This is a genomic window from Citrobacter sp. TBCS-15 (assembly GCF_005280815.1).
GTDB lineage: Bacteria > Pseudomonadota > Gammaproteobacteria > Enterobacterales > Enterobacteriaceae > Citrobacter > Citrobacter werkmanii.
Window position 1 is genome coordinate 54819 of sequence record NZ_SZWK01000312.1, and the last position, 24041, is coordinate 78859.

Annotated in this window: 23 protein-coding genes and 1 pseudogene; 16 read left to right on the plus strand and 8 right to left on the minus strand. The window is 52.0% G+C overall.

Annotated elements, in window-relative coordinates:
- Positions 1 to 137 precede the first annotated feature (137 nt).
- Both rhaS and rhaR read left to right on the plus strand, forming a co-directional pair.
- The gene (gene rhaS, locus FDW96_RS22450) at positions 138 to 986 is read left to right on the plus strand and encodes an HTH-type transcriptional activator RhaS (RefSeq protein ID WP_042313449.1); all 849 of its coding nucleotides are present in this window, start codon (positions 138 to 140) and stop codon (positions 984 to 986) included.
- Positions 987 to 1094: 108 nt separating this feature from the next.
- Positions 1095 to 1943, plus strand: a complete 849-nt coding sequence (gene rhaR, locus FDW96_RS22455; protein WP_137350347.1) for an HTH-type transcriptional activator RhaR — start codon at positions 1095 to 1097, stop codon at positions 1941 to 1943.
- Here the strand turns inward: rhaR and rhaT are convergent.
- The gene (gene rhaT / locus FDW96_RS22460) at positions 1940 to 2974 is read right to left on the minus strand and encodes an L-rhamnose/proton symporter RhaT (protein WP_042313441.1); all 1035 of its coding nucleotides are present in this window, start codon (positions 2972 to 2974) and stop codon (positions 1940 to 1942) included. The two genes, rhaR and rhaT, sit on opposite strands and share 4 nt — an antisense overlap.
- Positions 2975 to 3262: 288 nt before the next feature.
- Here rhaT and sodA point away from each other — a divergent pair, with 288 nt between their 5' ends.
- Both sodA and kdgT read left to right on the plus strand, forming a co-directional pair.
- Positions 3263 to 3883 (plus strand): superoxide dismutase [Mn], encoded by a 621-nt coding sequence (sodA, locus tag FDW96_RS22465; protein ID WP_038635943.1) that lies wholly within the window; start codon positions 3263 to 3265, stop codon positions 3881 to 3883.
- A gap of 236 nt (positions 3884 to 4119) precedes the next feature.
- A complete protein-coding gene (gene kdgT, locus FDW96_RS22470) occupies positions 4120 to 5103 on the plus strand; it encodes a 2-keto-3-deoxygluconate transporter (RefSeq protein ID WP_038635946.1) in 984 nt (327 codons plus the stop codon).
- A 41-nt stretch (positions 5104 to 5144) separates the two neighbouring features.
- Here the strand turns inward: kdgT and FDW96_RS22475 are convergent, their stop codons facing one another.
- Positions 5145 to 6041 carry a dihydrodipicolinate synthase family protein gene (locus tag FDW96_RS22475; protein WP_137366339.1) on the minus strand — a complete coding sequence of 299 codons (897 nt, stop codon included), beginning with the start codon at positions 6039 to 6041 and terminating at the stop codon, positions 5145 to 5147.
- A 152-nt stretch (positions 6042 to 6193) separates the two neighbouring features.
- Here FDW96_RS22475 and yiiM point away from each other — a divergent pair, with 152 nt between their 5' ends.
- The 4 genes from yiiM to FDW96_RS22495 all read left to right on the plus strand — a co-directional run bounded on the left by yiiM (position 6194) and on the right by FDW96_RS22495 (position 10123).
- Entirely contained in the window at positions 6194 to 6868 is a 675-nt protein-coding gene (gene yiiM / locus FDW96_RS22480; RefSeq protein ID WP_137366340.1) for a 6-hydroxyaminopurine reductase, read from the plus strand.
- Between the two features lie 218 nt (positions 6869 to 7086).
- Positions 7087 to 7791 carry a GntR family transcriptional regulator gene (locus tag FDW96_RS22485; RefSeq protein ID WP_042313430.1) on the plus strand — a complete coding sequence of 235 codons (705 nt, stop codon included), beginning with the start codon at positions 7087 to 7089 and terminating at the stop codon, positions 7789 to 7791.
- 7 nt (positions 7792 to 7798) lie between these two features.
- Positions 7799 to 8755: a sugar phosphate isomerase/epimerase gene (locus FDW96_RS22490; RefSeq protein WP_042313589.1), complete on the plus strand. Its 957-nt coding sequence runs from the start codon at positions 7799 to 7801 to the stop codon at positions 8753 to 8755.
- Positions 8756 to 8872: 117 nt separating this feature from the next.
- Positions 8873 to 10123: an MFS transporter gene (locus FDW96_RS22495; RefSeq protein ID WP_087856673.1), complete on the plus strand. Its 1251-nt coding sequence runs from the start codon at positions 8873 to 8875 to the stop codon at positions 10121 to 10123.
- A 40-nt stretch (positions 10124 to 10163) separates the two neighbouring features.
- On the opposite strand, the gene cpxA is transcribed toward FDW96_RS22495, so the two are convergent.
- Together cpxA and cpxR are read right to left on the minus strand one after the other, a co-directional pair.
- Complete coding sequence (cpxA, locus tag FDW96_RS22500) at positions 10164 to 11537, minus strand: envelope stress sensor histidine kinase CpxA (RefSeq protein ID WP_042313425.1); 1374 nt, start codon at positions 11535 to 11537, stop codon at positions 10164 to 10166.
- On the minus strand, positions 11534 to 12232 hold the full coding sequence (gene cpxR, locus FDW96_RS22505; RefSeq protein ID WP_038635960.1) for an envelope stress response regulator transcription factor CpxR: 699 nt from the start codon (positions 12230 to 12232) through the stop codon (positions 11534 to 11536). The genes cpxA and cpxR overlap by 4 nt, the downstream gene beginning before the upstream one ends.
- 150 nt (positions 12233 to 12382) lie before the next feature.
- Between cpxR and cpxP the strand changes: the two genes are divergently transcribed.
- The 7 genes from cpxP (at position 12383) to FDW96_RS22540 (ending at position 20094) form a co-directional block, all read left to right on the plus strand.
- Entirely contained in the window at positions 12383 to 12883 is a 501-nt protein-coding gene (gene cpxP / locus FDW96_RS22510) for a cell-envelope stress modulator CpxP (RefSeq protein ID WP_042313421.1), read from the plus strand.
- A 148-nt stretch (positions 12884 to 13031) separates the two neighbouring features.
- Positions 13032 to 13934, plus strand: a complete 903-nt coding sequence (gene fieF / locus FDW96_RS22515) for a CDF family cation-efflux transporter FieF (protein ID WP_038635968.1) — start codon at positions 13032 to 13034, stop codon at positions 13932 to 13934.
- Positions 13935 to 14119: 185 nt separating this feature from the next.
- Entirely contained in the window at positions 14120 to 15082 is a 963-nt protein-coding gene (gene pfkA, locus FDW96_RS22520) for a 6-phosphofructokinase (RefSeq protein WP_137366341.1), read from the plus strand.
- 204 nt (positions 15083 to 15286) lie between these two features.
- On the plus strand, positions 15287 to 16276 hold the full coding sequence (gene sbp, locus FDW96_RS22525; RefSeq protein WP_042313417.1) for a sulfate/thiosulfate ABC transporter substrate-binding protein Sbp: 990 nt from the start codon (positions 15287 to 15289) through the stop codon (positions 16274 to 16276).
- 104 nt (positions 16277 to 16380) lie between these two features.
- Positions 16381 to 17130 carry a CDP-diacylglycerol diphosphatase gene (locus tag FDW96_RS22530; protein WP_042313414.1) on the plus strand — a complete coding sequence of 250 codons (750 nt, stop codon included), beginning with the start codon at positions 16381 to 16383 and terminating at the stop codon, positions 17128 to 17130.
- Positions 17131 to 17203: 73 nt separating this feature from the next.
- A complete protein-coding gene (locus FDW96_RS22535; protein ID WP_137366342.1) occupies positions 17204 to 18508 on the plus strand; it encodes an SLC13 family permease in 1305 nt (434 codons plus the stop codon).
- Between the two features lie 113 nt (positions 18509 to 18621).
- On the plus strand, positions 18622 to 20094 hold the full coding sequence (locus tag FDW96_RS22540; RefSeq protein WP_042313410.1) for a DASS family sodium-coupled anion symporter: 1473 nt from the start codon (positions 18622 to 18624) through the stop codon (positions 20092 to 20094).
- Positions 20095 to 20133: 39 nt separating this feature from the next.
- Here the strand turns inward: FDW96_RS22540 and tpiA are convergent, their stop codons facing one another.
- Together tpiA and FDW96_RS22550 are read right to left on the minus strand one after the other, a co-directional pair.
- Positions 20134 to 20901: a triose-phosphate isomerase gene (gene tpiA / locus FDW96_RS22545; protein WP_038635981.1), complete on the minus strand. Its 768-nt coding sequence runs from the start codon at positions 20899 to 20901 to the stop codon at positions 20134 to 20136.
- 108 nt (positions 20902 to 21009) lie between these two features.
- A pseudogene (locus tag FDW96_RS22550) lies at positions 21010 to 21608 on the minus strand (YiiQ family protein).
- Positions 21609 to 21708: 100 nt separating this feature from the next.
- Between FDW96_RS22550 and FDW96_RS22555 the strand changes: the two are divergent.
- Entirely contained in the window at positions 21709 to 22137 is a 429-nt protein-coding gene (locus FDW96_RS22555) for a DUF805 domain-containing protein (RefSeq protein WP_042313402.1), read from the plus strand.
- A gap of 39 nt (positions 22138 to 22176) precedes the next feature.
- Here the strand turns inward: FDW96_RS22555 and fpr are convergent, their stop codons facing one another.
- The gene (gene fpr, locus FDW96_RS22560; RefSeq protein WP_137366343.1) at positions 22177 to 22923 is read right to left on the minus strand and encodes a ferredoxin--NADP(+) reductase; all 747 of its coding nucleotides are present in this window, start codon (positions 22921 to 22923) and stop codon (positions 22177 to 22179) included.
- 95 nt (positions 22924 to 23018) lie between these two features.
- Positions 23019 to 24029, minus strand: a complete 1011-nt coding sequence (gene glpX, locus FDW96_RS22565; protein WP_137366344.1) for a class II fructose-bisphosphatase — start codon at positions 24027 to 24029, stop codon at positions 23019 to 23021.
- Positions 24030 to 24041: the final 12 nt, after the last annotated feature.

A 24041-nucleotide genomic window follows, 5' to 3' on the forward strand; every position in this document is an offset into this window, starting at 1 on the left:
CTTCCGCAATTCCCGATCTTTCCCGCCGTATCTTGAAGAATTGACCGTGTTTACGCACTTTGGCGTCAAAAATTTAAGGTGAGGGTAGTAACCCTTAATTACTATTCAGCCATATTCGCTAAACAGGGGGAGCCGTCATGACTGTACTGCATTGCGTAGACTTTTTTCCGACAGGTAAAGCGCCAGTGGCTATTGAACCACGGCTTCCTCAACCCGCATTTCCTGAACATCATCATGATTTTCATGAGATTGTGGTGGTCGAGCATGGTACGGGAATCCATGTGTTCAACGGACAGCCTTACACCATCAGCGGTGGTACGGTGTGTTTCGTCCGCGATCATGACCGGCATTTATATGAGCATACGGACAATTTATGTCTGACCAATGTCCTGTATCGATCCCCGGATGCGTTTCAATTTTTAGCCGGGCTGAATCAGCTTTTACCTCAGGAACAGAATGGGCAGTATCCATCCCATTGGCGGGTAAACCAGGGGGTATTACAGCAGGTCCGACAGTTGGTGGGGCAAATGGAAGCGCTTGGTGACGGGATGGATACGCCAACGGCAGCAAATCGTGAAATTCTGTTTATGCAGCTACTGGTCGTGTTGCGTAAAAGCAGCCTGATGGCAGCGGCAACCGATAACGACGCGCGGCTTAACCTTCTGATGGCGTGGCTGGAAGATAACTTTGCTGACGAGGTGTGTTGGGAGGCGCTGGCCGAGAAGTTTTCGCTCTCTTTGCGCACACTGCACCGCCAGCTTAAACAACAAACGGGATTGACGCCCCAGCGCTACCTTAACCGTCTGCGGCTTATTAAAGCGAGACATCTGCTTCGCCACAGTGATGACAGCGTGACCGATATCGCGTATCTCTGCGGTTTCGGCGACAGTAATCACTTTTCGACGCTTTTTCGCCGTGAGTTCGAGTGGTCGCCACGCGATATTCGCCAGGGGCGCGATCTCATGGCGGGAAGCAGCCTGCAGTAACGCGAAAGCTATCAACGTTTTTTACCGCCCGTTTGCTGATAATCATACCCTTTCATGCCGGATGGCGGCTGCGCCTTATCCGGCAAGTGTCCAGGTTGAGGTAATGCGGTGGCGAATCAGCTAATCCTTCTGAAATCAGATTTTTTTGCGCATGAGCAGCAGGCTGTTGCCGTGGCTGACCGCTATCCGCAGGATGTCTTTGCGGAGCATACCCATGAATTTTGCGAGCTGGTCCTGGTCTGGCGCGGCAATGGTCTGCATGTCCTTAACGATCGTCCATACCGAATAACCCGTGGCGATCTGTTTTACATTCGCGCCGAAGACAAACATTCCTACACTTCCGTAAACGACCTTGTGTTGCAAAATATCATCTACTGCCCGGAGCGGTTGACGCTGAATGTTGACTGGGAAGGGGCGATCCCCGGATTTAACGGTACGCCACGGCAGCCGCACTGGCGACTCGGCAGCGTAGGTATGACTCAGGCCCGGCAGGTGATAAGCCAGCTTGAGCATGAAAGTAATCAACGCGATGCGCAGGCTTTTAGCATGGCGGAACTGCTATTCGGGCAACTGGTGACACTCCTTAAACGCCATCGTTATGCCACAGATACGCTCCCGGCAACGTCGAGTGAAACGCTGTTGGATAAACTCATTACCGCGTTAGCCGGGAGCCATGAGCATGCTTTCGCACTGGATAAATTTTGCGAGCGCGAACAGTGCAGCGAGCGCGTTTTGCGCCAGCAGTTTCGTAGCCAGACCGGGATGACCATCAACCAGTATCTCCGCCAGGTGCGGGTCTGCCATGCTCAATATCTGCTCAAGCATAGCCGGTTAATGATTAGTGAGATTTCCATGCGCTGCGGCTTTGAGGACAGTAACTACTTTTCGGTGGTGTTTACGCGGGAAACCGGGATGACGCCGAGCCAGTGGCGTCATCTCAGTACCCAGCATGCTTAGCTGGCCATTCCCAGACCAACAATATTTGCCGCGACGATAATCACCACGCAGCCGAGGCTCAGTACGCTGACCGGACGGCGACCCGCATTCTTCCACTCTTTCAATACCAGACCAACAATCCCACCGCACAGGACATAAAAACTCATGTGCAGCATCCAGCTTACATAGTCATACTGTGCCGGAATACGCGCGTGGCCCCAGGCGTAGAAGAAAAATTGCAGATACCACATCAAGCCACCGAGCGCGGAGAGCAGCACGTTGCTGATGATCAGCGGTTTAGCTAGCGAGAAGTCGGCTTTTATCGACAAGTTCTTCACTTTTGCCAGACGAATGAAGCAAAAACCCAGGTTGACCAGCGCACCACCGCCCATGATAACCACATAGCTGGGCAGGGCGACATACAACGGGTCTACACCCAATGCGGCGGCGGCATCGTGCATCGGTTTCGCGGCGTTCATCGCAAATGACATCCCTGCGGAGAAAATGCCGCACATGACCGCCAGAACCAACCCTTTTTTCAGGTTGAACTCTTCGGCTTTGATGCCCATTTTGCGTTCTTTTAATTGACCCGCACGGGTAACAATGCCCACGCCAATCAGTGCGACCAGTACGCCAAGCAGCGTCATGCGTCCGCCGGAGGTGTTGATCAGCACGTCAAAGTTGCCGTTGATAATCGGGGTCATCAGTGTGCCGACAATCAGCGTAATACCTATCGCAATGCCGATACCCATCGACATACCGAGATAACGCATAGTCAGGCCATAGTTAATGTTGCCAATCCCCCACATCGCACCGAAAAGAAATACCGGGGCCAGTGTGGAAAGGCTGAAGGAGCTGAAATAGGCCCAGAAATTGGGAAGTAACATAGCGCTGATAGTCCACGGAAGGATAAGCCAGGAGACGATCCCGCCCACCGACCACATCGTTTCCCATGACCAATGTTTGACCTGCTTGAACGGGGCATAGAAACAGGCGGCACTGGCTGCGCCTATCAAATGCCAAAAGATACCCATCGTAATCGCGTTACTCATGACTTAATCCTCGTTATTTTTTATCGTCGGTAATGACCCCTCCGACCTAACGAGTTTAAAAATTACGCAAGGTGTTAACCTTTTAACGCTTGCCGCCATTTTACGCATGTTGGCAATCATCACGTTAAGTGGGTGATTCGGTTCACAACTTTTGCAATAGACTGAATGACTAAAACCTTGTAAAAAGTACGGCATTGATAATCATTTTCAATATCATTTAATTAACTATAATGACCCAACTGCTTACGCGGCGTTAACACTGGCCGCCCGACAACACTGGAGATGATTATGAGTTATACACTGCCATCCCTGCCGTACGCTTATGATGCCCTTGAACCGCACTTCGATAAGCAGACGATGGAAATTCACCATACCAAACACCACCAGACTTACGTAAACAACGCCAACGCTGCGCTGGAAAGTCTGCCTGAATTCGCCAGCCTGTCGGCTGAAGAGCTGATCACCAAACTGGATCAACTGCCAGCGGACAAGAAAACCGTACTGCGCAACAACGCAGGCGGCCACGCTAACCACAGCCTGTTCTGGAAAGGCCTGAAAACCGGCACTACGCTGCAGGGCGACCTGAAAGCGGCTATCGAACGCGACTTCGGCTCTGTTGACAACTTCAAAGCTGAATTCGAAAAAGCAGCAGCCACCCGCTTTGGTTCCGGCTGGGCGTGGCTGGTGCTGCAAGGTGACAAACTGGCTGTCGTTTCCACCGCTAACCAGGATTCCCCGTTGATGGGTGAAGCAATTTCTGGCGCTTCCGGCTTCCCGATCGTCGGTCTGGATGTTTGGGAACACGCTTACTACCTGAAATTCCAGAACCGCCGTCCGGACTACATTAAAGAGTTCTGGAACGTGGTGAACTGGGATGAAGCTGCTGCGCGTTTCGCCGCTAAAAAATAAGTTCTACGCTTAAATAATGCCCCTGCAAGCGCTGCTTGTGGGGGCTTTTTTGTGATCAAAATCAACATGGGAACATTGATCCATTTAAATTGAAACAATGTTTTATTGTGCGGGTGGGATCACTTTTATAATTCCTCTGAATGTCTATCTTCTGTTCATCAAGACGGGCGCATCTCAAAAGTAAGATGCAATCGCCCATAAAAATTGCCCCATTTTTATGTCTACAGGTGATGGAAATGCAGATCAAACGAACGATAGAGAGAATCCCTGGCGGGATGATGCTGGTGCCGCTTTTCCTCGGCGCGTTATGTCACACCTTTTCACCCGGCGCCGGGAAATATTTCGGCTCATTTACCAACGGTATGATCACCGGTACGGTGCCTATTCTGGCGGTCTGGTTCTTTTGTATGGGCGCGTCGATTAAGCTAAGCGCAACCGGCACCGTGCTGCGTAAATCAGGCACGCTGGTCATCACCAAAATTCTGGTGGCGTGGGTGGTAGCGGCGATTGCCTCACGCATCCTGCCGGAACACGGTGTGGAAGTCGGGTTCTTCGCCGGGTTGTCCACGTTGGCGCTGGTGGCCGCCATGGATATGACCAACGGTGGGCTGTACGCCTCGATTATGCAGCAGTATGGCACCAAAGAAGAGGCCGGGGCATTTGTCCTGATGTCTCTGGAATCAGGCCCGCTGATGACCATGGTGATTCTGGGTACCGCGGGGATTGCTTCGTTTGAACCACACGTGTTTGTGGGGGCCGTATTACCCTTCCTGATTGGTTTTGCGCTGGGTAATTTGGACCCTGAACTGCGGGAGTTCTTCAGCAAAGCTGTGCAGACTCTGATCCCGTTCTTCGCCTTCGCGCTGGGTAACACCATTGATTTGAGCGTGATTGCGCAGACCGGCGTGCTGGGGATTCTGTTGGGCGTGGCGGTGATTATCATCACCGGGATCCCATTGATTATCGCCGATAAACTGATTGGCGGCGGCGATGGAACAGCGGGGATTGCCGCTTCCAGCTCAGCGGGTGCGGCGGTTGCCACGCCGGTACTGATTGCTGAAATGGTTCCGGCATTTAAACCGATGGCGCCAGCGGCAACCTCTCTGGTGGCGACCTCGGTGATTGTGACCTCCATTCTGGTACCGATTATCACGTCCATCTGGTCGAAAAAGGTCAAAGCCAGGGCGGCGGAAATTGATCTTCGTGGTACCGTGAAGTAAGCCTCTTTTGCCGGATGGTCTGCGCCATCCGGCTTAGTCAGTTAACCTTTGACGACGAACACCTCATCAATAGTCCGACATTCCCCCTCATTCAACTCTCCGCCAGCATTACGTGACACACCGGTGCAGTAGCCAAACTTACGCGATACCACGGTTTTGATGGTGGTGACAAAATCTTCGCCAATGGCGTAGATGGACATATAGGTGCCAATCTGGTCCTGAATATCGAGAAACGTCGCCAGATCGCCCTGCTTAAACGCCTCCCGCGCACTGACAAACAGTTCCGGCATAACGTTGTTCAACCCTGAAATAATCCCCGCCCCGCCTGCCAGCAGGTTAGGAATGTAGTATTCGTCATAACCGGACAGTACGGCAAAATCTTCCCGCACGGCGCGCGTTGTCTGAATCATGCTGCGGGTATGTGACTGACAGTCGACGGTATCTTTGATGCCTGCGAAATTTGGGAACTCGGCAGCGAGAGTGGCAACCAGCTCCGGCGTTAAATCACAGCCGGTACGCGCCGGGAAATTATAGGCAAACCATTTACCGCTGAGTTTCTGTCCCAACTGGCGGAAGTAACTCAGCAGCTGTTTCGCCGTTTGTCCGTAGTAATAAGGCGGCAGGATCATCACGGCATCATAACCTGCGCGATACGCTTCCTGCGCCATCAACAGAACATCATTCTGGCAGGTGGATGAGACGTTGGCGACCATCTTCAGCGAGCTCATGGCCCGGGCTTCACGGATCAGCAGCAGTCGTTCTTCGAGCGTAAAGGAAGCAAACTCCCCGATGCTGCCCATCAGCAAAATCACGTCGATTTTGGCCTCGGTAAGGCGTTTAAGATGCTGGCTCAGACCGTTGAGATCGATCTTGCCGTCATTGTCCATTGGCGTAATGGAAGGGCACCAGACGCCAGCAAATTGCGATTGACCAGTCACGTAGTCGACTCCTTATTTGAAATGATGTTTCAAAACCAGATTACATTGATAGCATGTGTCCTTAAGTTTCATGTGAACCGTGCTCTCATTTTGAGCGACTGGGATAAAATAAATATGGTGTAATGGGGGAAATTTATCGGGAGAGGGAACAGATGCGATATCCGGTCGATGTTTTTACAGGCAAGATTCGGGACTATACGGGAAGTCGTCCCAGCGCGATTGCTAAAGTTCAGGTCGATGGTGAGCTGATGCTGACCGAGCTGGGCCTGACGGGGGATGAACAGGCGGAAACGAAAATTCACGGCGGGCCGGATCGCGCGCTGTGCCACTATCCGCGTGAACACTATCAGCACTGGAGACAAGAGTTTCCGGAGCAGGCGGAGTTATTTGTCTCCCCCGCTTTTGGCGAAAACCTCTCCACTGAGGGGCTGACAGAAGAGAATGTGTATATTGGCGACATTTTCCAGTGGGGAGACGCGCTGATTCAGGTCACACAGCCGCGCTCGCCGTGCTTTAAGCTGAATTTCCATTTTGGCATCAGCGATATGGCCACCCAGATGCAGGATGCGGGCAAGACGGGCTGGCTGTGTAGCGTCATCGCTCCCGGCCAGGTGTCGGCAGACGCGCCGTTGATCCTGGCGTCACGCGTGAGCGACGTCAGCGTGCGCGAGGCGATTGCCATTGCCTGGCATATGCCGTTTGATGACTCGCAGTATCACCGTTTACTGTCGGCTGCTGGGTTATCGAAGAGCTGGACCAGAACGATGCAAAAGCGCCGTTTAAGCGGCAAGATCGAAGATAATTCCCGCCGTTTGTGGGGCAAATAACGCTCACCTTTAGCTTGCCATTAAATCAGGTGGCGACACCTGATTTATCGTCCTCATGGTTCATCTCCTCACGTACTAAAACCTGCCTGTCGCGCCATGTGTCCAGGCCATTCTTGATACCTGGCCCACAAAAAGAAACGCTGCGTTGAAAAAAAACTTGAGTATTTCGTGCACTCAAATATCTTAGCTTCAAATTGGTTTAAACCAGATTGAATGAGATGAAAAAGAAAAACAATGTTGATGTGCTCAGAGAGCGCTTTGAAAGCTGGTTAAACGAGAATAATTTGCCAGCGGGCTCCAAATTGCCTTCGGAGAGAGAGCTATGTGAGCTGCTGGATGCAAAGCGCATGACCTTACGTCAGGTTCTGATCGAGCTGGAGATTGATGCACGTATTTTCCGCAAGAACCGTAGCGGGTGGTTTATTTCATCGAAGCGATTCATTTATAACCCGAAATCACTTTCCAGCTTCAATGCCGAGGCCTGTGCCCAGGGGCGTAAACCTTTTTGGGATTATTTGACCAAGGAAACGATTGAGACGGTTCCGCACCATGTTGATGATGTTTTTCTCTCCTCCGGCGATCGTTATTTAGTTACCGGCTGGTGTGGTCTTGATTCACATAAAGTGTTTTACCATGAATCCTATATTGATGCCGATGTTGCACCGGGATTTATAAATAAACTTGGCAATCAGTCTTTTGCCAGCGTCTGGGAAGATGCGTTCGGTCATGTTTTAAATATCAAAGAGATGATTTTTAAACCGGTCAATATGCCGGAAGTGGCCTGCAAAGAACTGGGCGTTGCGCCAAATACTTATGGAATTTTAGTAGAAAAACATCGGGCAACCCGAGACAAAAAAGTGGTTCAGGTTGATTTTGAATACTGGCGACTTGAATCAGTGGAACTTGTTATTCGTGATGAATGAGAAAACTATGGGAAAATATAACCAGGAACTTCTCGCTGAACGCGCGAGAAATATACCGCTGTACCTACATGCTTATGCCTTTCATCTGAATATGCGCTATGAGAGAGTCCTCCCTGGCGATCTTCTGGATATTGCATATCAGCAAAAATTAAAAGGTGTAAAAATACATGTTGAGGATGGCGAGTCCCAGTCACTGCAGAAACTAAACGATCGGCAGTTACACGATTTTAAAGAAAAGGCCAAAAAATATAATTTGGATGTGCATATTGAAACCAGCGCATCGGACCAGGCGACATTGACGGATGCGATCCGTATTGCCATGGCAACTGGCGCAACGTCAGTTCGTTTCTACCCGCGCTATGAAGGGCATCTCAACGATGTTATGGCGAAGATCGCTAATGATATTGCGTGGTTGTCTCAGCATGATGACTGCGGCCTAAGCTTTACCATCGAACAGCATGAAGATCTGCAAGGTCATGAACTGGTGACGCTGGTTAAGAATAGTGGGATGAAGAATCTCTCTATTCTGTTTGATTTTGGCAACATGATTAACGCTAATGAGCAGCCGCTTTCTGCGTTAGAGGTCATGTCTCCTTGGATCACTCAGGTACATATTAAAGACGCTAAAATTATTAAAGAAGGTAAAGGCTGGGGGCATGAGGCTTGTCGTTCAGGATACGGCGACTTACCCATGGAGGAGATGCTCAAGGCATTATTACTCTTAGGTGAAGATAAACCACAAGTACATGCTTTTGGTCTGGAAGAAGAAGTTGAATATTATGCTCCGGCATTTCGTTTCGATGATGAAGGTGATAATCCCTGGATCCCATGGCGCGATGCAAGTTATACGCCGCTACCCGACGCTGACATGATTGATGCGCGACTGGCGCAGGAAAAAGAACATGCTCTGGCTCAAATAAAATATATTCGTGACTTGTGTAATAAATTTATAGGTAATCAATAACTTTTTAAAATCTTACTAAATGCGAACAGGGTTATGAAAATAACTCTACAATTTTATTAATTATATAAATTAATCTAAATATTTCTCTCAACAAGCAATGAGGGTTTACTCATGTTCATGAATAAATGGGCAAGGCTTTGTTTTTTGATTTTAGGCGGCGGCACAATATTCAAACTTTCAAGTATGAAAGATGTTTTCTATGTGCCAATGCAAAATGACTGGGGTTTAACCAATACGCAGATTGGCTTGAGTTTTACGGTTTATACGATTGTTCAGACAACCGGCCTGTTTCTTTCGCTCTATATTGCAGACCGTTATTCTAAGAAAATATTATTACCCTTTGGTCTGATCGGTGTTGGGCTTTGCGGTTTATATCTGGCAACGCTACCGTCATTTACCGGTTATCTCATTTGCTTTGCCGCAATGGCGTTTTTTGCCGATGTGGTGTATTGGCCGGTATTGCTGAAAGCCGTACGTCTGCTGGGTACGAAAGAAGAACAAGGCCGCATGTTTGGCTTTTTAGAAGCCGGACGTGGCGTGGTGGATGTCATCGTCGCTTCTGGTGCCCTGTTTGTTTTTGTTCAGTTTGGTGAAGGCAAAGCGGGAATGCAGGCGGGTCTGTTGTTTTATACGGTCATTACGCTTGCGGCAGGTATTGTGACGTACTTTATAGTCGATGACGACAAAGTGAAAGGCGGCGAGAATACCAGTGCCAATATGGAAGTGTTAAAGGGGATTAAACATGTTTTGTCCTGTCCTAACGTCTGGTTGGCTTCTTTAGGGATTTTCTTCGTTTACGCCGCATATTGTGGGCTGACTTACTTTATCCCCTTCTTAAAAGACATCTACATGTTGCCGGTAGCACTGGTCGGCGCGTACGGCATCATTAACCAATATGCGTTAAAAATGGTAGGAGGGCCGATTGGTGGGCTGCTGGCGGATAAGGTTGCTAAATCGCCTACGGTGTACCTGAAATGGACCTTTCTGATCTCTGCCGTTGCGATGCTTGTTTTCATGCAGTTGCCGCATCAAACAATGAACGTGTATATCGGTATGGCCGCTACATTAGGATTCGGGGCGATTATCTTCTCACAGCGTGCGATTTTCTTCGCGCCGATGGATGAGATTGGTACGCCACGTGAGTATGCCGGTTCGGCAATGGCGTTTGGTTGCATCATCGGTTATATGCCCGCCATGTTTGCGTACACGTTATACGGATATTTGCTGGACACCAATAGCGGCATCACAGGCTACAACTATGTTTTTAGCGTGATGATTGCGTTCAGCTTAATGGGCTTTATCTGTTCGACAATTCTGGTGAAGCGGATCAAAAAGCAAAAGCTAGCGGCTGCGACCGCAACTGCATAATGTGAGTGCTTCCCCGGCGATACGTGACCGGGGAAGCCTGTTAAGCGCGTTTATACAGCGGTAACCAAATCACCAGCCGTAAACCACCCAGCGGGCTGTCTTCGGCCTTCACCCAGCCACGATGCTGCTGGATCGCGGTTTCCACAATCGCCAGACCCAGACCCGTTCCGCCAGACTCGCGATCGCGCGCCTCATCGGTACGGTAGAACGGACGGAAAATCTGCTCCCGGTCCTCAGGGCTGACGCCCGGACCATCGTCGTCAACGGTGATGGTGATCCCGTCTTTATCCACCGCGAAGCCCACTTCAATCTGCGTGTGTGAATAGCGTAGGGCGTTGCGCACAATGTTTTCCAGCGCGCTTTCCAGCGCATTTGGGTTGCCGTACAGCGGCCACGGACCCGGCGGGAAATTCACCGTGAGCGATTTACCCATCTGCTCGGCTTCAAAGGCGGCGTTATCCAGTACTTCGCCCCATAGCTGATTGGCTTTCACCGTTTCACTGACCAGCGCGTTTTTCTGCTGATTACGTGACATCACCAGCAGGTCGTTGATCATGCTGTCCAGCCGATGCGCTTCTGTTTCAATGCGCTCCAGCTCTTTGCTCTCACCGCTACGACGGCGCAGCAGAGCGGTTCCCAGTTGCAGACGTGTCAACGGCGTTCTCAACTCGTGAGAGATGTCCGACAGCAGGCGCTGCTGCGTGGTCATCATCCGCTCCAGCGCCGTCACCATCTGGTTAAAGCTGGCGCCCGCCGCCAGAAACTCCTGCGGACCGGCTTCCAGCTCCGGATGCTGACGCAGGTTGCCCTGGGCCACTTCATCCGCTGCATTTTTCAGCTTACGCGCCGGTTTCGCCAGGCTCCAGGCAAGCCAGAGCAATAACGGAGAGCTGACTAACATGGTGACGATCAGCAATAACAGCGGTCGGTCGAACAGCAGGTTGATAAAGTCAGATTGCGAGCTGCTGGCAGGTCGAATGAGATACAGCTGGTAGTTATCTTCACCGTCTCTGACGGAAAAAGGCCCGACCATCTCCACGCGACCGTATTTTTTCTTTTGCGGATGGTCGGCGTTATCGGCCTGACCAATAAAGTTACGAATGATCTGCATTTCGTTGCGTTCTGCGCCGATCACGCGTCCTTCCGTGGTAACAAGTAATAACCGCTGTCCTGGCGGCGCCCACTTGTCTATCGCCCGAAACAAGCGACGCCACCACATTAAATCGTTGGGTGGATCGTTCGCCAGTTCAGCTTCAACGTGTTGCTCAATCATCAACCCCTGGCGCTGCTCGCTGTCCAGTAGCTCGGTCATCTGACGTGAGTCGAGCTTGGGTAGCATCAGTACCAACATCAACACCAGTGCCAGCGTCAACCAGAAGATGGCAAAGATGCGTGCGGTTAAACTCCCTATCATGAAGCGGAGACCATCAGGTAGCCGCGACCACGTAGCGTTTTAAACCACGGATGCCCATCTTTACGCTCTGGCAGCTTACGACGCAGGTTTGAGATATGCATGTCGATCGCGCGATCGAAAGGCGTCAGGCGTTTGCCCAGCACTTCCTGGCTCAGATGTTCACGCGAAACCACCTGGCCGAGATGCTGCGCCAGCAAATAAAGCAGGGTGAATTCGGTGCCGGTTAGCTCCAGCGTTTGCCCGTCGAAGCTGGCTTCCTGGCGACCCGGGTTGAGGCTTAACGCATCCACTTCCAGAGTCGGTGAGCCGTTGTCGCTGCTCTGCTGCTGTTCGCTCCAGTGCGAGCGACGCAGAATAGCGCGGATGCGCGCGACCAGTTCGCGGTCGTTAAACGGTTTAGGTAAATAGTCGTCCGCGCCCAGTTCAAGGCCGAGAACGCGATCCAATTCGCTGCCGCGAGCGGTCAGCATGATTACGGGGGTCTGGTGTGTCTGGCGAAGCGCTTTCAGTGTATCGATGCCGTTTTTCTTTGGCATCATGACGTCGAGCAAAAGTAAATCGATGCTGTCATCCAGAAGCTCGAGCGCCTGTTCCCCATCATGGGCAACCAGCACATCGAAACCTTCCATTTCGAGCAACTCCTTTAACAGGGAAGTCAGCTCTCGGTCATCATCAACTAACAGGATTTTATTCATTGTTTACGTACCTCCGAGGCAGAAATTACGTCATCAGGCGTCGCTAATCTATGACTTTACGTTGTTTTACACCCCCTGACGCATGTTTGCAGCCCGAATCGTAAACTGTCTCTCGTTGAATCGCGACAGAAAAGATTTTGGGAGCAAGTGATGGGCAAAGTAACCGCTGCCGTCATGGCCTCAACGCTGGCACTCAGTACTTTAAGCCATGCAGCTGAAGTCGTCACAGGCGATCACTGGCACCTGGGTGAAGGCTCCTCGCAACGCAGCGTACAGAGCCACATGTTTGACGGTATCAGTTTAACCGAACATCAACGTCAACAGATGCGAGATTTAATGCAGCAGGCAAGACACGAACAGCCTCCTGTTAATGTTAGCGAAATGGAGACAATGCATCGCCTTGTCACCGCAGAGAAATTTGATGAAAGCGCTGTGCGCGCTCAGGCAGAAAGAATGGCGCAGGAACAGGTTGCCCGCCAGGTTGAAATAGCCAAGGTTCGCAACCAGATGTATCGCCTGTTAACGCCCGAGCAGCAAGCGGTTTTAAATGAGAAACATGAACAACGAATGGAGCAACTGCGCGACGTCGCGCACTGGCAAAAAAGCTCATCGTTGAATTTATTGAGTAGTAGCAACTCACGTTCCCAGTAGTAACCCTGTTTTCCTTGCCATAGACACCATCCCTGTCTTCCCCCACATGATGTGGGGGTTTTTTTTTGCCCAAAATTTGTCACTCGGTAATTGCCTGACTGTTTTACTTCATCCGTTATACTAGCGGCATATCCTGGCAGGAGTGTTTATGAATCAAACCTATGGGCGGCTGGTTAGCCGGGCGGCAATCGCGGCGACCGTGATGGCATCGCTGTTACTTTTGATCAAAATTTTTGCGTGGTGGTACACCGGATCGGTCAGTATTCTGGCTGCACTGGTGGATTCTTTGGTGGATATCGCGGCGTCGTTAACCAACCTGTTGGTGGTGCGTTATTCATTGCAACCGGCCGATGATGAACACACGTTTGGACACGGTAAAGCGGAATCATTGGCGGCGTTGGCGCAAAGTATGTTTATTTCCGGTTCGGCGCTGTTTTTATTCCTGACCGGGATTCAGCATCTTATCCAACCCACGCCGATGAAAGATCCCGGCGTCGGGGTGATTGTCACCATCATTGCGTTAGTGTGCACCATCATACTGGTCTCGTTTCAGCGCTGGGTGGTGAAGCGTACGCAAAGTCAGGCCGTTAGGGCGGATATGCTTCATTATCAGTCTGATGTTATGATGAACGGTGCGATTCTCATTGCGCTTGGGCTGGCATGGTACGGCTGGCATCGCGCAGATGCCTTGTTTGCGCTCGGGATTGGCATCTATATTTTATATAGCGCATTACGCATGGGGTATGAGGCGGTACAGTCATTGTTGGATCGCGCTTTACCCGATGAAGAACGTCAGGAAATTATTGATATCGTGACGTCATGGCCGGGAGTCAGCGGCGCTCACGATCTTCGCACGCGGCAGTCAGGGCCGACCCGCTTTATTCAGATTCATTTGGAAATGGAAGATAATCTGCCGCTCGTTCAGGCGCATGTAGTGGCTGAGCAGGTCGAGCAGGCAATTTTGCGACGTTTCCCGGGATCGGATGTCATTATTCATCAGGATCCCTGTTCCGTCGTACCCAAGGAAGGCAAGATGTTTGAGCTTTCATAATTCGTTGTAAAAAAAGTGAACCAGGCCAGCATTTTGTGTATAAATTACCACCATTTGGCCTGACCTGAATCAATTCAGCAGGAAGTGATTGTTATACTATCTGCATATTCGTTGGATCGTTTCGATATGCGGAATCGACTTCCGGCAGCAGATTTCATTTTGCATTCCAAAGTTCAGAGGTAGTCATGATTAAGAAAATCGGTGTGTTGACAAGCGGCGGTGATGCGCCGGGCATGAACGCAGCAATCCGTGGTGTTGTACGTGCAGCGTTGACGGAAGGGCTGGAAGTCATGGGGATCCATGATGGCTACCTGGGTTTGTATGAAGACCGTATGGTCCAGCTCGACCGCTATAGCGTGTCCGACATGATCAACCGTGGCGGTACCTTCCTCGGTTCTGCCCGCTTCCCGGAATTCCGCGACGAAAACGTGCGTGCGGTGGCTATCGAAAACCTGAAGAAACGTGGCATCGACGCCCTGGTTGTTATCGGCGGTGACGGTTCTTACATGGGTGCGAAACGCCTGACTGAAATGGGCTTCCCGTGCATCGGTCTGCCGGGCACTATCGACAACGATATCAAGGGCACCGACTACACCATCGGTTATTTCACCGCGCTGGGTACTGTAGTCGAAGCGATTGACCGTCTGCGTGATACCTCTTCTTCTCACCAGCGTATTTCCATCGTTGAAGTGATGGGCCGCTACTGTGGTGATCTGACTCTGGCGGCAGCGATTGCCGGCGGTTGTGAGTTCGTGGTGGTTCCGGAAGTAGAATTCAGCCGTGACGATCTGGTTGCTGAAATCAAAGCCGGTATCGCGAAAGGTAAAAAACACGCGATTGTAGCGATCACTGAACACATGTGTGACGTTGACGAACTGGCGCATTACATCGAGAAAGAAACGGGCCGTGAAACGCGTTCAACCGTACTGGGTCACATCCAGCGTGGTGGTTCTCCGGTTCCTTATGACCGTATTCTGGCGTCCCGTATGGGCGCGTATGCCATTGAACTGCTGCTCGAAGGTCACGGTGGCCGTTGCGTAGGTATTCAGAACGAAAAACTGGTTCACCATGACATCATCGACGCTATCGAAAACATGAAGCGTCCTTTCAAAGGTGACTGGCTGGACTGCGCGATAAAACTGTACTGATTGTTTTTTGCGCGCCTGATGGCGCTACGCTTATCAGGCCTACAGGTTGCAGAAACGTGTAGGCCGGATTAGGCGCTAGCCGCCATCCGGCAATCCCTCAGATTTATTCCTCGAAGTTATAGCAAATCTTTTTTTATTCTTTAATGTTTGGATCGCTTTCTGGCACGCTTTGCTCATCACAACACCACATAAGAGAGCTGGGCGATGAACAAATGGGGCGTAGGGTTAACATTATTGCTGGCATCGACCAGCGTTCTGGCAAAGGATATTCAGTTACTTAACGTATCGTACGATCCAACGCGTGAGCTGTACGAGCAGTACAACAAAGCTTTTAGCGCGCACTGGAAGCAGGAAACCGGCGACAACGTCGTGATCCGCCAATCGCACGGCGGTTCGGGTAAACAGGCGACTTCCGTCATTAACGGCATTGAAGCCGATGTCGTGACGCTGGCGCTGGCTTACGATGTGGACGCTATTGCTGAACGTGGTCGTATCGATAAAAACTGGATCAAGCGTCTGCCGGATAACTCAGCACCTTACACTTCCACCATCGTTTTCCTGGTCCGCAAGGGCAATCCAAAACAAATTCATGACTGGAACGATCTTGTCAAACCGGGTGTGTCTGTCATTACGCCAAACCCGAAAAGCTCAGGCGGCGCACGCTGGAACTATCTGGCAGCATGGGGCTATGCCCTGCACCACAACAATAACGATCAGGCCAAAGCCCAGGACTTCGTCAAAGCCCTGTTTAAAAACGTTGAAGTGCTGGACTCTGGTGCGCGTGGCTCAACTAATACCTTCGTTGAACGCGGTATCGGTGATGTGCTGATTGCCTGGGAAAACGAAGCGCTACTGGCGACGAACGAACTGGGTAAAGATAAATTCGAGATAGTGACCCCGAGCGAATCGATTCTCGCGGAGCCGACCGTTTCCGTGGTCGACAAAGTGGTGGAAAAGAAAGACACCAAAGCGGTAGCGGAAGCCTACCTGAAGTATCTCTACTCGCCGGAAGGTCAGGAGATAGCAGCGAAAAACTTCTACCGTCCGCGTGATGCTGAAGTGGCGAAGAAATACGAAAATGCCTTTCCGAAGCTGAAGCTGTTCACCATTGACGAAGAGTTTGGCGGCTGGACGAAAGCACAGAAAGAGCACTTCTCTAACGGCGGTACGTTCGACCAGATCAGCAAGCGTTAAATAAATCTGTGAGTTACCAACCCGGTGGCATAACGCGACCGGGTTTTTTATTTGTCATGGTTTTGCGTTACTCTTGCCCCTCAATAGGATACAGGGAACGCGTAATGAAAAAAGCAGGCTATCTTTTACTGGCGGTGATTGTGGTGGCTGCCGCTGCTGGCATTGGTTACTGGAAATTCACCGGCAACCCGGACGCGTTACGCCAGATTGTTCTTCAGCAATGCTTGCCGCACCAGTTGCAGCAGCAGGATCCCGCACCGTGCGTGGAAGTGAAACCAGACGCCGGATATGTGGTGTTCAAAGATCGTAATGGTCCGCTGCAATATCTGTTGATGCCTGGTTACCGTATCAATGGTACGGAAAGCCCGTTGCTGTTGGAATCAGGCACGCCGAACTTTTTCTGGCTGGCCTGGCAGGCGCGTAGCTTTATGAGCCAAAAATACGGTCAGGAGATCCCTGACAAAGCGGTATCGCTGACCATTAACTCGCGTAGCGGGCGTACGCAAAATCACCTGCACATTCATATCTCCTGCCTGCGAACCGATGTCAGAAAGCAGCTGGATGACAACATGGCGAAAATCAGCACCCGCTGGTTGCCTTTGCCGGGTGGATTACGCGGGCATGAATATCTGGCGCGTCGCGTCACGGAAAACGAACTGGCGCAACGCAGCCCGTTTATTATGCTGGCGGAAGAAGTACCGAATGCGCGAGAACATATGGGCCGCTATGCGCTGGCGATGGTGCGCCAAAGCGATGAGTCTTTTGTCCTGCTGGCGACTCAGCGTAACTTGCTGTCGCTGAATCTCGCCTCTGCTGAGGAAATTCAGGATCATCAATGTGATATTCTGCGCTAACCCTACCTAATCTGGCGTTTACTCCGCATGCCTGTCCCCGTATTCTTGTTGAAAAAAACAACAGGAGACAGGCATGTCGCTCTGGCTTTCACACCCTCTGTTTATTCCTTCTCTGGTGGTTGGCATCACCATTATTCTCTGGGCGACATCGCTACTACCGGAATTTATAACGGCGCTGCTGTTCTTTGCCGTGGCGATGGTGGCCAAAATCGCGCCACCGGATGTGATTTTTGGCGGCTTTGCGTCATCGGCATTCTGGCTGGTCTTCAGTGGCTTCGTGCTGGGTATCGCGATTCGTAAAACGGGATTGGCGGACAGGGCGGCGAGGGCGCTGTCATCGCGATTGACCGACTCCTGGCCGTTAATGGTAGCGAGTGTGGTACTGCTAAGTTATGCGCTGGCGTTTGTAATGCCGTCCAATATGGGGCGCATTGCGCTGCTGATGCCGATTGTCGCGGCGATGGCGAAACGGGCGGGAATTAACGACGGCACGCGAGCCTGGTATGGTCTGGCGCTGGCCGTCGGGTTTGGGACGTTCCAGCTTTCCGCGACGATTTTACCCGCTAACGTGCCGAATCTGGTGATGAGCGGCGCAGCGGAAGGTTCTTACGGTATCCACCTGAATTATCTGCCCTATTTACTGTTACATACGCCGGTTCTGGGCTGGCTCAAGGGCGCGGTACTCATCGTACTTATCTGCTGGCTGTTTCCTGGTAAGCCCCATGCGCCGCGCGATCTGACGCCGCCTGAGCCGATGAGCCGGGATGAAAAACGTCTGGCATGGATGTTAGCGGTGGTGTTGTTTTTGTGGGTAAGCGAAAGCTGGCACGGCATTGGTCCAGCGTGGACCGGACTGGCGGCGGCGGTTATCACGCTGCTACCTCGGGTTGGCTTTATTAATGGCGAGGAGTTTTCCAGTGGGGTCAATATCCGTACCTGTATCTATGTGGCGGGTATTCTGGGGCTGGCGATCACCGTCACGCAGACCGGTATTGGCAGTGCGGTGGGCGAGGCGCTGTTACAGGTGATGCCGCTGGACGCGGAAAAACCGTTTACCAGCTTCCTCGCGCTGACTGGCATTACCACCGCACTCAATTTTATTATGACGGCAAACGGCGTTCCGGCGCTATATACCACGTTGGCGCAAAGCTTTGCCGATGCGACGGGATTCCCGCTGCTGTCGGTGATTATGATTCAGGTACTGGGATATTCCACACCGCTACTTCCGTATCAGGCTTCACCCATTGTTGTGGCGATGGCGCTTGGGAAAGTGCCTGCGAGGGAGGGGATGCTGCTGTGTATTGCGCTGGCGGCGGCAACGTATCTGGTGCTTCTGCCGTTGGATTACCTCTGGTTCAGTATGCTGGGTAAATTATAACTGTATCTAAATGTTAATTTTTTGTTTTGTGAGATGATGAATTGTTTTATTTGGGCTGATGGCGGTTAATACCGGGGCGCAGATTTATGCACTGGAAACTCAAGGATTGATTCATGGACAGTTTGACCCCTATCCGCTGTTGGCCTGCCATCATTTCGCTCGCGATCACGCTGACCATCTGGTTTGTTATCCCGTGTCCGCCTGATGTCACTCCGCAAGCGTGGCATCTGCTGGCGTTGTTCATAGGTACGATCGCAGCGATTATCGGTAAAGCCATGCCCATTGGCGCCATTGCGGTTGTGGCGATTATGCTGGTGGCGATGACCGGCGTCACTAACCCCGGTAAACCCTCGGCCGCACTGAACGATGCGTTGAGTGGCTTTTCTAACCAGTTAATCTGGCTGATTGGTTTATCCATTATGCTGTCGCAAAGTCTGTTAAAGACCGGCCTGGGGGCGCGAATTGGCTACGGGTTTATTGCGCTGTTTGGTAAAAGAACGCTGGGTATTGCGTGGGCATTAACCCTTGCGGAAACGCTGATTGCGCCGGTTACGCCCAGCAACACGGCGCGTGGCGGTGGTATTATCCACCCAGTAATGCGGGCGATTGCGGAAAGCCTCGGATCGCAACCGGGAAACAACGAGAATGGTTCAACGGGTCGTTATCTGGCGCTGGTGAATTACAACATTAACCCCATCAGCTCGGCAATGTTCATCACCGCGACCGCACCTAACCCCTTAATCGTTAGCTTTTTAACGAAGGGGACGGATGGCGTGCTGAACATGACCTGGGGAATGTGGGCTATTGCGGCGCTGCTTCCCGCTGTGGTCTCGCTGGTCGTCATGCCGATTGTAATCTGGTGGCTCTATCCGCCAGCTATCACGCGCACGCCAAATGCGCCGCAGTTCGCACGACAAAAACTGGAGGCCCTAGGTCCGCTTTCACTGGCAGAGAAAATTACCCTGGCCGTCTTCATTTTGCTGCTCTGCCTGTGGGCGGGAGTGCCCGCGATGTTGATGGGCAGCGCCTGGAGCGTAAACCCCACAAGCGCCGCGTTAATTGGTTTGTCGATTCTGTTGATGGCGGGAGTATTAAGCTGGGAAGACATTCTTAAATGCCGTGGAGCGTGGGATACCATAGTCTGGTTCGCGGCGCTGGTAATGATGGCGGATTTTCTCAGCAAGCTTGGGTTGGTCGGTTGGCTGGCGACCAGCGTGGGTAGTGCAATCGACCATCTGGGTGTGCACTGGAGCATTGCGACGCTGTTGTTGATTCTGCTTTACGTCTATTCGCACTACTTTTTCGCCAGTACAACTGCGCATATTACGGCGATGTTCGCTGCGTTCTTCGCTGCAGGTTTAGGCCTCGGCGCGCCGCCAGCGCTGCTTGGTTTAATGCTCGGTTTCTCCTCCTCCTTGATGATGTCGCTCACGCACTATGGCACGGGTACTGCGCCTATTATCTTTGGTTCGGGCTATGTCACGCTGGCGGAGTGGTGGAAAACGGGGCTGGTAATGAGTGTGGTCAACCTGACCATTTGGGGTGTGACCGGCGCCTTCTGGTGGCACTGGTTGGGATACTGGTAGTTAATACAGCGGGAGGAGTGCCCCTCCCGCCTTAACAACTTAAGCCTGTTTAGCGGCTTCTGCTGCTTTAACGATGACTGCGAAAGCATCTGCTTTCAGAGAAGCACCGCCAACCAGCGCGCCGTCGATGTCCGGCTGAGCGAACAGTTCTGCCGCGTTGCCCGCGTTTACGGAACCGCCGTACTGGATAATAACCTGTTCAGCGATTTTCGCGTCAGCTTTAGCAATGTGATCACGAATGAATTTGTGAACAGCCTGAGCCTGAGCCGGAGTTGCAGATTTACCGGTACCGATAGCCCATACTGGTTCGTAAGCGATGACTACGCCTTCGAATGCCGCAGCGCCCTGAGTTTTCAGAACGGCGTCGATCTGACGTGCGCAGACTTCTTCAGTTTTGCCCGCTTCGTTTTCTGCTTCGGTTTCACCGATGCACAGAACTGGAGTCAGACCCTGCTCTTTCAGCACAGCGAATTTCTTCGCGATCAGCTCGTCAGACTCTTTGTGATAAGTACGACGCTCAGAGTGACCGATAATGATGTACTGCGCGCCGATATCTTTCAGCATTTCAGCGCTTGTTTCACCGGTGAATGCGCCAGACAGGTTCAGGTCAACGTTCTGCGCGCCCAGGATGATGTGGCTACCGGCAGCGGCGTGTTTCGCCAGGTCGATATACATTTCCGGCGGAGCAATCGCTACTGCACAGCCAGCAACGCCAGCCAGTTCTTTACGCAGATTAGCAACCAGTTCGTTTACCATATGGCGGCTGCCGTTCAGTTTCCAGTTACCCATCACTAAAGGATGTCGCATTTCATTTCTCCACGCTTGTCAGCGAATTAAGGAATATGGCCGCCCGTCAGGGCAGCATGGTCTGTGAAACAGTATAGAGATTCATCCCCAGAAAGGCTTTGCTTTTTGTCACTTATTCGACCCTTCGAGGTTTTCAGATAGAGCCAGCTTAATCGGTTCAACAGCGAAGGTCAGCCCTTTTCACCGTTATCTGCTATGACATAGCGAATAGCGCCTTCTGTTTCGGCGTAATAGTGCTTACCTTTGCCTGCGGCGAGCAATTTTTGCAGCTTTTTCTGGCTCTGTTCTTTCGTCAGCAGCGGCGCGACGGTGCGGATGACGGCGCTCATATATTCCAGCGCTTTCGCTTTCGCCGCCTTTTGTTCTGGCCCCTGAATCGGCAGCCAGGTGATCTGCATACTTTTGATTTTCAATGTACCGCGCTCAAGGGCCGAGGACGCATACAGGTTTTCGTTGATTTTACTGGCGGCGCGGGTGAGATTCGCTCGGTCGCGACTGCTGTCGATGGCGCGGAACTCATTGAGGATAAGCTTCGGATTCTGTGTATTAAAGTTTTCACGAAACTGGCTAATCGATAGATCAAAAGTTGGCGCGCCCGCCAACAAATAGGGGGCCGTGATTGCCGTCGATGGCTCTTCCGCCTGCGCCGTAGTGCTTACGGTTAAGGCTGAAAACAGTAATAAAAACAGTGTAAATCCTTGCTTCATCAATTGTACCTTTCATTCTCACTGCTCACGATTAAAACGGTAACCGTCCGGCTTGTCAAAAGGGTAAACTGTCCTGGAAGGTAATAATAAAGGAACCTACATGACCATACAGCAGTGGTTATTCTCATTTAAAGGGCGTATTGGACGCCGTGATTTCTGGATTTGGATAGGTCTGTGGCTCGTCAGTATGTTGGCGTTGTTCTCCCTGGCGAGTAAGCAATTACTCGATATTCAAACCGCGGCATTTTGTCTGGTGTGTCTGCTATGGCCGACGGCGGCGGTGACGGTAAAGCGTCTGCACGATCGGGGACGTTCAGGGGCGTGGGCGTTGCTGATGATTCTGGCGTGGATGCTGCTGGCCGGAAACTGGGCGATGTTACCTGGCGTCTGGCAATGGGCGGTAGGCCGTTTTCTTCCGACGCTGATTCTGGTCGGCATGCTTATCGATCTGGGCGCGTTTGTCGGCACCCAGGACGAAAATAAATATGGTAAAGATACGCAGGACGTAAAGTACAGAGCTGACTCGTAGGCCGGATAAGGCGCGTTAGCGTCGCCATCCGGCAAGCCCTTACCAGTAGTGCTCAGCAGTCATATGGCCTGGTCGACGGCGCAGGTGTTTGGTCATCTGCCGGGTCTCTTTCAACAGTTGCTGCGTGTCGCGTACCATTTGTGGATTTCCACACAGCATTACGTGGCTGGTTTCTTTATCCATTGGCAGACCTACCGCTTTTTCCAGCTCACCGCTTTCAATCAGCGCCGGCACTCGCCCGGTCAACGAATTTGCCGCAGTTTCACGGCTAACAACGGTCTGGATACGTAATTTACCTTCGTAGCGCTTTTCCAGCGCCTGCATCAATGGCAGGTAGCTTAAATCGGCGGCATAGCGCGCGGCGTGGACCAGCACCAGATTTTTAAAGCGATCCAGATCTTTGCCTAACTGCAAAATCGACAAATACGGGCCGATAGCCGTGCCGGTCGCCAGCATCCATAGCGTATCGCAATCGGGGATCTCATCCAGCACGAAGAAGCCAGCGGCTTCACTGACCACCTGAATGTCATCGCCAGGTTTCAGCGCGGCCAAACGAGGGCTGAGTTTGCCGTCGGGAACTGTCACCAGATAAAACTCTAAATCGGGATTGTCGGGCGCATTGACGTAGGAATAGGCGCGCTGGACGCGCTCGCCGTCGATTTCCAGGCCAAGCTTGGTAAACTGGCCAGCAGTAAAAGGAAGAACTGGAGCTCGCACGGTCAAACTAAATAAGGCATCGGTCCAGTTCTGCACCTTTGTGACTTTGCCTGTTACCCAATCTGCCATGGTTTTCTCCTGTCTGCTTTGATTGCCTTATCTTCGTTCGTTGGACGAAAGATTTCCAGCCCGGATGGGCTGGAAGGCTCTATTGATCAAATCAATTACAGGATGTGCGCCTGCACATCGGGATCTTTGCGATCGAGATAGTGAATCGACTGAATACGGCGGATTGTGCGCGATTTGCCGCGGATCAGCAGCGTTTCGGTGGTCGCGATATTGCCTTTGCGGCTAATGCCTTCCAGCAGATCGCCTTTGGTGATGCCGGTGGCAGAGAAAATGACGTTGTCGCTGCGCGCCATTTCGTCCAGACGCAGCGCTTTGCCCGCTTCAATGCCCATCGCGGTGCAGCGGGCCAGTTCCTGTTCGCCAATGCGGCGGTTTTCTTCGCTGTCGCCTTTGACGTCATGACGCGCCAGGAGACGGCCCTGCATATCGCCATCCAGCGCGCGGATAACGGCGGCGGAGACCACTCCTTCCGGTGCGCCGCCAATGCCGTACAGCACGTCAACTTCACTGTCAGGCATGCAGGTCAGAATTGAAGCCGCAACGTCGCCGTCGGGAATAGCGAATACGCGCACGCCCAGTTTCGTCATCTCTGCAATAACGTCATCATGGCGTGGCTTGGCCAGAATGGTGACGGTCAGTTCACTCAGCGGCTTATTGAGTGCAGCGGCAACGTTATGCAGGTTGGCTTCCAGCGACAGATTTAGGTCAATGGACCCTTTTGCGCCTGGGCCGACAATCAGCTTTTCCATATACATGTCTGGCGCGTTCAGGAAGCAGCCTTTATCGCCAACAGCCAGTACCGCCAGCGCGTTTGCCTGACCCATTGCCGTCATACGCGTGCCTTCGATAGGATCGACGGCGATGTCGACCGCATCACCAAGACCGGTCCCGACTTTCTCACCGATAAACAGCATCGGTGCTTCATCGATCTCACCCTCGCCAATCACGATGGTGCCGTCGATGTTGACCTGGTTGAGCATAATACGCATGGCGTTCACCGCCGCGCCGTCAGCGGTATTTTTATCGCCGCGGCCCAGCCATTTGTAGCCAGCCAGCGCGGCCGCTTCGGTCACGCGTGAAAATTCAATGGCAAGTTCTCGTCTCATTGCAAACTCGTA